The organism is Ideonella sp. (genome assembly GCF_044358605.1).
In the GTDB taxonomy this organism is placed as follows: Bacteria; Pseudomonadota; Gammaproteobacteria; order Burkholderiales; family Burkholderiaceae_C; genus Ideonella.
Genome location: NZ_JBIKNQ010000102.1, coordinates 1 through 7,975 on the forward strand (window position 1 = coordinate 1; position 7,975 = coordinate 7,975).

9 protein-coding genes and 1 tRNA gene are annotated in these 7,975 nt (G+C 62.5%); 1 reads left to right on the forward strand and 9 read right to left on the reverse strand.

Annotated features, from left to right (window positions below; all coding sequences use genetic code 11):
* Positions 1-85: 85 nt before the first annotated feature.
* The 6 genes from ACIQ3Q_RS21830 to ACIQ3Q_RS21855 all read right to left on the reverse strand — a co-directional run bounded on the left by ACIQ3Q_RS21830 (position 86) and on the right by ACIQ3Q_RS21855 (position 4,046).
* Positions 86-1,012: a hypothetical protein gene (locus tag ACIQ3Q_RS21830; RefSeq protein ID WP_396271347.1), complete on the reverse strand. Its 927-nt coding sequence runs from the start codon at positions 1,010-1,012 to the stop codon at positions 86-88.
* A 152-nt stretch (positions 1,013-1,164) separates the two neighbouring features.
* Positions 1,165-1,683 carry a hypothetical protein gene (locus tag ACIQ3Q_RS21835; RefSeq protein ID WP_396271348.1) on the reverse strand — a complete coding sequence of 173 codons (519 nt, stop codon included), beginning with the start codon at positions 1,681-1,683 and terminating at the stop codon, positions 1,165-1,167.
* 20 nt (positions 1,684-1,703) lie between these two features.
* Positions 1,704-1,982, reverse strand: a complete 279-nt coding sequence (locus ACIQ3Q_RS21840; RefSeq protein ID WP_396271349.1) for a helix-turn-helix transcriptional regulator — start codon at positions 1,980-1,982, stop codon at positions 1,704-1,706.
* 319 nt (positions 1,983-2,301) lie between these two features.
* On the reverse strand, positions 2,302-3,546 hold the full coding sequence (locus tag ACIQ3Q_RS21845; RefSeq protein ID WP_396271350.1) for a tyrosine-type recombinase/integrase: 1,245 nt from the start codon (positions 3,544-3,546) through the stop codon (positions 2,302-2,304).
* Positions 3,547-3,719: 173 nt separating this feature from the next.
* Positions 3,720-3,796, reverse strand: a tRNA-Arg gene (locus tag ACIQ3Q_RS21850).
* An 82-nt stretch (positions 3,797-3,878) separates the two neighbouring features.
* Positions 3,879-4,046 carry a hypothetical protein gene (locus ACIQ3Q_RS21855; protein ID WP_396271351.1) on the reverse strand — a complete coding sequence of 56 codons (168 nt, stop codon included), beginning with the start codon at positions 4,044-4,046 and terminating at the stop codon, positions 3,879-3,881.
* On the opposite strand from ACIQ3Q_RS21855, the gene ACIQ3Q_RS21860 reads away from it, so the two are divergent.
* On the forward strand, positions 4,045-4,728 hold the full coding sequence (locus ACIQ3Q_RS21860) for a hypothetical protein (protein ID WP_396271352.1): 684 nt from the start codon (positions 4,045-4,047) through the stop codon (positions 4,726-4,728). The genes ACIQ3Q_RS21855 and ACIQ3Q_RS21860 overlap by 2 nt on opposite strands.
* On the opposite strand, the gene ACIQ3Q_RS21865 is transcribed toward ACIQ3Q_RS21860, so the two are convergent.
* From ACIQ3Q_RS21865 to ACIQ3Q_RS21875, 3 genes are read right to left on the reverse strand one after another with little or no spacing between them, the layout of a single operon-like run.
* The gene (locus ACIQ3Q_RS21865) at positions 4,716-5,933 is read right to left on the reverse strand and encodes an acyl-CoA dehydrogenase family protein (protein ID WP_396271353.1); all 1,218 of its coding nucleotides are present in this window, start codon (positions 5,931-5,933) and stop codon (positions 4,716-4,718) included. The genes ACIQ3Q_RS21860 and ACIQ3Q_RS21865 overlap by 13 nt on opposite strands.
* A 33-nt stretch (positions 5,934-5,966) precedes the next feature.
* Positions 5,967-7,043, reverse strand: a complete 1,077-nt coding sequence (locus tag ACIQ3Q_RS21870) for a phosphotransferase family protein (RefSeq protein ID WP_396271354.1) — start codon at positions 7,041-7,043, stop codon at positions 5,967-5,969.
* Positions 7,044-7,073: 30 nt separating this feature from the next.
* On the reverse strand, positions 7,074-7,778 hold the full coding sequence (locus ACIQ3Q_RS21875; RefSeq protein WP_396271355.1) for a Crp/Fnr family transcriptional regulator: 705 nt from the start codon (positions 7,776-7,778) through the stop codon (positions 7,074-7,076).
* Positions 7,779-7,975: the final 197 nt, after the last annotated feature.

The window sequence follows — 7,975 nt, forward strand, 5'->3', positions numbered from 1 at the left end:
GTCCGTCTACCTGCACACCGACCTGGAAAAGCGGGCCCGGCAGCTCGGAGCGGCATTCGCTGCGAAAGACCGAAAGTCGGTTACATCATGGTCGTCGGAATAATATCGGGTTTGAGCTTACAACCCCCACCTCGATCCACTGCGACCTGCTGCATTCCGCGCTGAGCCACCGTAGAGCGGCTTTCACTCGTTCAATGGTGACCGGTAGCGGTTCGTGCCCAGGGACACCGTGGATGAGGTCGGAGTTTGAAGCCAGGACTGCAAGCCTCCCGGTCGGCTGGAGGGCATCGCCCATGCCCAGCATTTGCGTACCATGCGGCTGGGTGCGATCTGTGGCCGCGTCACTGGAAGCCAGGAGGCGATCAACCGAGAGGGCGAACCCGTCGCGCACGACCCGGAGCGGCTGCCAGGGCGACGGCGCGACACCTGCTGCGGCCACGACCTCCTGCGACGGCACGCACCAAACACCGGCCAGTTGCTCGGGCTTGCCTGCCGCCTCGTCAGCGCGAAGTGGCACGTCGTCGCGGGCGCCAAGCAGGTGCGCCACCCGGCGGTAAGCCTGTGCGAACTCCGACTTCTTTGCGGGGCGGTCGAGCAGGAGAACCACCCTAATCCTTCTGCCAAGGTGAACGTCCTTCAAGCCATCGGAGAAGGTGTTGAAAGCAAGAAACCAAGCGCCCGAGTGCTCAAGCGAGCGCAGGGTCTGGGCCCAAGCCTCCTCCGCGATTCCGTCTAGGTCCACCGGTAGCCAGTGGCCTGCCGGCACTGTTGAGGAGTCTCGCACCGCCCCTGGGGGAAGAACGGCAGGCAGCGCGTAGAGCGCGTGCCCCTTCTTTGCCCGGTCGAGTGCATTGCCCTTGGTGCCTCGAACGCCGCCTGAAATCACGATTGGTGCCGCAGGGGCTATAGCGTCGGCGAGTTCTGTCGGCGTGAGCGCTGGCTCTGCGCGCAAGGTGGGGGCGGGCGTTTCGGCGCCAAAACTGGTCGCATAGACCCCTTTGAGAAGCGTCAACGGCAGCCTCAACTCACCTGTGCATGTCTCGCTACGGTAGGGTCGCAGAGGGGCGTGGTTATCGGTGAGCGGCTCGGGGGCTAGACTGATCTGGCTGTGCCCCGCTGCCTGCCACCCTGCTCGCATGCGTGCGAGCGCCGCGGAGGCCCGCCTCATGTGCTCGCTCCCGACGCGGCGGAAGCCATCCAGGGCAGGGTAACGGTACCGCCCTCGAAGGCCATGCTGCTCGGCTGGCCAGAGGCTTCAGCGACGACCTCTGGCGAAGCCTGAGGGGTCAGGTTCACCACCAGGCTGAACCCTGCGCCCTTCTGGGTCTCCTCGCTTTGGGCGGCTACGTGGCGCACTGCGTTGAGAATGTCGAGCAAGAGCCTTGGGGGGGACTCGGGCGTGAGCTTGGCGCCCAGCAGCTCGATCACGCGGTCACGCAGTTGGACGGCCTGCGCTTGGCCCGTGGCGCCGCTGAGGCGTGATCTGGCCCCCTCAACTTCGACCAGTTGCAGAATCTCCGGATTGTCCAGCAACGCCATTGTCTCGGGCACGGAGAGCCCCGCCCGGGCGGCTGCTTCTTCGATGGTGAGCAGGTCCTCGGCGACCAGCACCAGGTCGGCCGCAAGCTGACTCGACTTCGTTGGTGGCGAGGTCAATGCTTTTGTGATTGTGGGTGCGTTCATGGCGACTGCCTCCCATTCACTTAGGCAGCGCCCAGGGGCCGCACATCCTCGCGGGTGTGGGGGCGGGTCTTCGTGGGGCCTTGGACGGCTGGAGTTTGTTGAGGTGTCGCGGCATGGACGAAAAGGGCGTCCAGCTGCTCTACTGGCCAGAGGGTGCATCTGGTGCCGACTTTTACGGGGCTGAGAAGCCCTCTGGCGGCGAGCCTATAGAGAGTTGGGACGCTCACGCCGTATATGGCGCGAGCTTCCTTGACGCGGAGGGACTTGCGGGTGGGAGTAGACACGAATGCTCCATTCATTCGCGCACCGCCGAGTAGATCGACGCGTGCGTACCGATGAAAGCCACCCTCTCGGGAGGCGCTTTGGGTGTCTTACAGACAGCCTGCAGGGTGGGGCGGCGGCCCAACTCGACCCGCTATCGGGCTCGGTCGCTTGGGCGGCGCTGTGGCGCAGGCTCTCCAGGTCGTGAAGTCCGTTGGCCCACCGAATGAACTCGGCGTTCACACGCCGTCTGTTTGCTCAAGTTGGGCCAGAAATGTCTAGGACTTCTCTGGTGCGCTCAACTGTAGGCCAGATGAGGGGTTGGTGTAAACCCTAAAGTCCCCCGTTACGAAAGGGTCAAGCCTTCTTAAGCGGCAGCACCTGCGCGCCGATGCGGATTCGGGCGAGGTATTCAGCCCAGGTGGTCATCATCTCGCGGCGCTGGGCCATGAAGTCCGCGCGGTCGTAGGCGCTGCCAAGCGGCCCGGACTTCCCATGCGCCAACTGTGCCTCGATGACATCGGCGGGTACCCCGGTTCGCTCCACCATGATGGTGCGAGCCATCGACCGGAAGCCGTGTGCAGTCATCTCCTCCGCGCTGAAGCCCATGCGCCGCAGTGCCAGATTCACAGTGTTCTCGCTCATGGGACGCTCGTGGTCGTGCAATCCAGGGAAAACGTAGCGGCCATGGCCAGTGATGGGGCGAAGCTCCTCCAGGGCTTCCAGGGCCTGCTGTGCCAACGGAACGAAGTGCGGGCGCCCATTGATCTTGCCGTCCTGGCGGCGCTTCATCTTCGCTGCCGGTATGGCCCACATCCGCTCATCCGTGTCGATCTCTGACCACTCCATCATTCGGACATTGGCAGGCCGCTGGAACGTGAGCGCGGAAAGCAACAGGGCACCCCTCGTGGTCGGTTGCCCCTGATATGCGTGAATGGCTCGCATCAGGTGCCCTGCAGCGTGCTCGTCCAACACTGCCGCCATGTGCTTGACCGTGACCGGCTGGAGTGCCCCTTGCAGGTCTCCGGCGGGGTTTCTCTCCCCGCGACCCGTGGCGATGCCATGGCGGAACACCTGCCCAGCCGTTTGCCGCAAGGTGTGTGAAGTCTCCCGGGCCCCGCGTGCTTCGACCCTGCGCAGCACCTGTAGCAAGAGCGGGGCAGTGATCTTCGGCAGGGGCATCGTCCCGATCCAGGGGAACAAGTCCTTCTCCATGCGTTCGATCCAGCGGGCGGCATATTGCGCACTCCAACCAACGCGCTTACTGGCGTGCAACTCCCTGGCCACTGCCTCGAACGAGTCCGTCGGTGAGTGTTGCCGTGCGAGCTTCTCTGTGCGTCGCTGCTCGGCAGGGTCTGTGCCGCCTTGCTGGATCTTGCGGGCGTCATCGCGCGCGCCTCGTGCTGCTTTCAGGCTGACCTCAGGGTAAGCGCCCAGCGCAAGGCGCTTCTCTTTGCCGCCTGGCAGGTAGTACTTCCAGAACCATCGCTTCGAGCCGGTAGGCCCAACCTCCAGGTACAGGCCGCCGGAGTCAGAGTAGCGAGCGCGGGTCTTTTCGCTGGGGCAGGTGGCGTTCTTGCAGGCGGGTTCGGTGAGTGGCATAGGGGAACAAGTGGGTGACGGGTGTCATTCGGCCGATTTGTTCCCCTGACTGTGCCCCTATTCGGGCTGCATTGCAAGGAGTCGTCGTGAACCTATGTGCAACGATCAAAGGTGGTAAACCTATGATTTTATGGTGCATTTGGTGCAACGTGCGCCACTGCGATCATCTAGTGTGGCCTGCCCGGAGGGACTCGAACCCCCGACCTGCTGCTTAGAAGGCAGCTGCTCTATCCAGTTGAGCTACGGGCAGTGAAGGGCGCGATTCTAGTGCGTCTGCGCCGCAGAACATCGCCGACGACCCTTGCGCAAGGATCTTGGCCCTTGGTTGCGTGTTACCACTGGCTGCAAACAAAGGCTTTGGAGTTGAAGTGCAGGTGCCGATACAGCATCAGGCGCACCCTGTTGAGGTGCACGATGCCATGTCCGTTGCGGGCATCGGCCGCTGACTGAGGGTGACACTTGCAGACTTCACGCTCCTCCATGGGGGTCGATTCCAGCATGCTGAGCTTGCTTGGCCAATGGTTTGGGCATGACGCGCACCCAACGTCTGCTGCTTTGCGCAAGCGCTGCGCGGCGCGAGGCTGGACGCTGAAACGCAACCGGGAGGGTGAAGGCTTTGTGGTGGAGCCTGGCGGGCGCAGCCCTTGGCGCTTGGAGTGGGGGCCGTCTCAACGCAGCTATCTGGCGGGCCATGAGCTTCGCTTGCGGGCCATGGTGGGTATTGATCCGCAGACCTTTGCTGTGCTGATGCCCGCCGGGCTGATGGCACAGCTGGAGCAGCAGGTCTATCTGCAGTCCACGCAGAGCGTCAAAACGCAACTGGACGAACACCTACCGGAAGAAATGCGCTGGTTGGCGATGGGTCACCACCTGAGCCCCAGACGTTTGGGCGGGCTGGGCGGCCCATTTGAAGCGGTGGGCAATGTGCCGGGCTGGATGGGCGACTGGCTGGCCGAGCCCTTCGCCAGCCGGCTGCTGGCCTTTGCAGATGTGCCCCAGGGCCATAAAGACGCATGGCCGCGCACCCCCGCGATGGCCCTGATGATCAAGCGCGGAGAATTGATTTGGCGCGTTCAAATGGAGGCGCCAAGCGTCCACCGCTTGGAAGCGGCAGTGGAGGTGTTTGAAGCGGCATGGCAGCAAGCCATGCCGTTCTCGGAGAGTCAGCCTCAGGCGCTGTAGCGGCCTAACTCCATCTTGGCAATGGCATTGCGGTGGACCTCATCGGGGCCATCAGCAAAGCGCAGCGTGCGCGCCAAGGTGTAGTAGTAGGGCAGGGGCACATCTTGGCTCAAGCCTGCGGCACCATGCACCTGAATGGCCCAGTCGATGACTTGGCAAGCCATTTGGGGGGCCACCACCTTGATCATGGCGATTTCTGCCTTGGCGCTCTTGTTGCCCGCCACGTCCATCATCCAGGCGGCCTTCAAGGTCAGCAGCCGGGCTTGGTCGATCATGCAGCGCGCCTCAGCAATGCGCTCTTGCGTCACGGTTTGCTGGGCCACGGTGCGGCCGAAGGCGGTGCGCGAGACGGCGCGCTTGCACATCAACTCCAAAGAGCGCTCAGCCAAACCGATCAGGCGCATGCAGTGATGGATGCGCCCTGGGCCTAAGCGGCCTTGAGCAATCTCGAAGCCACGGCCTTCTCCGAGCAGGAGATTGCTGGCGGGAACGCGGACGTTGTGGAAGTCGATCTCCATATGGCCGTGTGGGGCGTCGTCATAGCCCATAACGCTCAAGGGGCGCAGCACCTTCAAACCCGGGCTGTCCATGGGCACCAGGATCATGGACTGCTGGGAGTGCCGAGGTGCCGTCGGGTCGGTCTTGCCCATGAAGATCAAGACCTTGCAGCGCGGGTCTCCGGCGCCACTGGTCCACCACTTACGGCCATTGATGACGTAGTCGTCGCCATCGCGCTCGATGCGGGCTTCAATGTTGGTGGCGTCTGAGGAGGCCACGGCGGGTTCGGTCATGGCGAAGCCGCTGCGGATCTCACCGCGCAGCAAAGGAGCGAGCCACTGGGCTTTGTGGGCTTCGCTGCCGTAGCGCACCAAGACTTCCATATTGCCGGTATCGGGCGCCGAGCAGTTGAAGACCTCACTGGCCCATGGCACGCGGCCCATGATCTCGGCCTGTGGGGCGTACTCTTGGTTGGTGAGGCCCGCGCCCAATTCGCTCTCGGGCAAGAAAAGGTTCCACAGCCCGGCTGCGCGCGCCTTGGGCTTGAGGTCTTCAATGACTTGCAGGGGCGACCAGCGCTTGCCCGCTTGGGTGTTGGCCTCCAGTTCGGACCAATAGCGGGCCTCGTTGGGGTAGATGTGCTCATCCATAAAGGCTCGCACGGCGGCCTGAAGTTCCTGCGTGCGGGGGGAGTAACCGAAGTCCATGCGATGTCCTTGGGGTTGAGGGGGTGGGAAGGGTCAGAATTTCTGGGCAAAGCCCCAGGCCAAATCGGCCAGCGCAGGCGCAGCAGCGCCGGTGGCGCGCGCTTGAGCACTGGCTGCGGTGCCCGCTTCAACCCGTTTGGCAATGCCTTGGGCGATGGCGGCAATGCGGAACAGGTTGTAGGCCAAGTAGAAATTCCAGTCGGCCATCAAGCTATCGACGTCGCCCCAGCCGGTGCGTTCGGCATAGCGCGCCACATACTCGCGCTCGGTGGGAATGCCTTGCGCTGCAAAATCCAGGCCTGCCATGCCTCGGAACGTACCGGGCGGGATGTGCCAGGCCATGCAGTGGTAGCTGAAATCCGCCAGCGGGTGCCCCAGGGTGGATAACTCCCAATCCAAGACTGCCAGCACGCGGGGTTCGGTGGGGTGGAAAATCAGATTGTCTAAGCGATAGTCGCCATGCACGATGGCGACCCGGGACTCATCTTTAGCGCTGGCTGGAAGGTTCTCTGGCAGCCAAGTCAACAGTTTGTCCATGGCCGGATTGGGGCCGGTGACCGAGGCCAAATACTGCTTGCTCCAGCGGCCAATTTGGCGCTCGAAGTAGCTGCCTGGTTTGCCATAAGTGGCGAGACCCGCAGCCGCCCAATCGACACTGTGCAGGGCTGCAATCACCCGGTTCATGTCGTCGTAAAGGGCGCTGCGTTCTGCAGCGCTGTGCGAGGGCAGGGACGGGTCCCAGAAGACGCGGCCCTCGACGAACTCCATCACATAGAAGGCCCGACCAATGACGGATTCGTCTTCACAAAGCGCGTGCATGTCCGCCACAGGTACGGCGGAATGGCGCAAGGCCTGCATCACGCGGAACTCTCGCTCAATGGCGTGCGCGGAAGGCAGCAACTTGGCGACCGGCCCCGGCTTGGCTCGCATGACATAGGCTCTGTCTGGCGTGCAGAGTTTGAAGGTGGGGTTGGACTGCCCGCCTTTGAATTGCTCCACTGTGAGCGGCCCCGCAAACCCGGGCAAGTGGCCAGAAAGCCAGTGCTCTAGGGCAGAAAGGTCGAACTGATGTGCCTCAGCGACGGGGCGCGTACCGATGAACTGATCCATTGATTCCTCCTGCCGGAGGATTCCGGCTCTTTAACGCTCGGACGCTGCCAAGAGCTTGTCTCGGGAAAGCACGACCAAGCGGGTGGGTTCTACCCTCAACACGCCGTCGCGCTCCAACTCCTTGAGTTCCTGGTTTACTCGCTGCCGCGAAGCGCCCAACAATTGAGCCAAGTCTTCCTGGGCCAGTTGCAAACCGATGCGGATCTCCTCGCCTTGCGCGATGCCGTAGCTCTTGGCTAGTAGCAACAGTTGCTTGGCCAAGCGGGCACTCAAGGGTTTGGTGTTCAGGTCTTCGATCAGGTTGAACATCAAGCGCAAGCGACGGCAGTTCAAACGCAGAAGTGCTTCGTACAACTCGATATGTTGCGCCAGCAGTTCCTTGAAGTCTGGCTTGCGAACCACCAACAAGGTGGTCGGTCCGTGAGCCGAGGCATCGTGGGTGCGAGGCAAGCCGTCGAACAAGGCAATGTCGCCAAACCAAGTACCCGGTTCGACATAGGTCAAGGCAACTTGTTTTCCTGCGAGAGAGACAGAACTCACTCGAACCGCGCCCTTGGCAACCCCGATCCAGTCTTCTGCAGGCTGCCCGCGCGCGGCTAGGCTGGTGCCGTCTGGCAATCGGCGCACATAAGCCCGGGCCAAAATGGCCGCTTGCAGACTTTGTGAAAGCGAGGAGAACCATGCGCCGGAATCAATGTTATGTCTTTCGTCGATTGTAAGAATGGGGGATGTCATAGCTTGTCCCTGACGCGACAAACGCGGCACTGAGTACTGAGGGATTTCGAGGGGGCACCTGAAGAGTGATTACATGTCAAGCCCCGGGAGATCATTCACACGTTTTGTGAAGAGCTTGGGGTGTGAGGCGTGCCATTTTTTCAGGGCCTCGATGGGGGTCTGGTGGTTGAGGGCGCGTTGAGGAATTCGATGGTTGT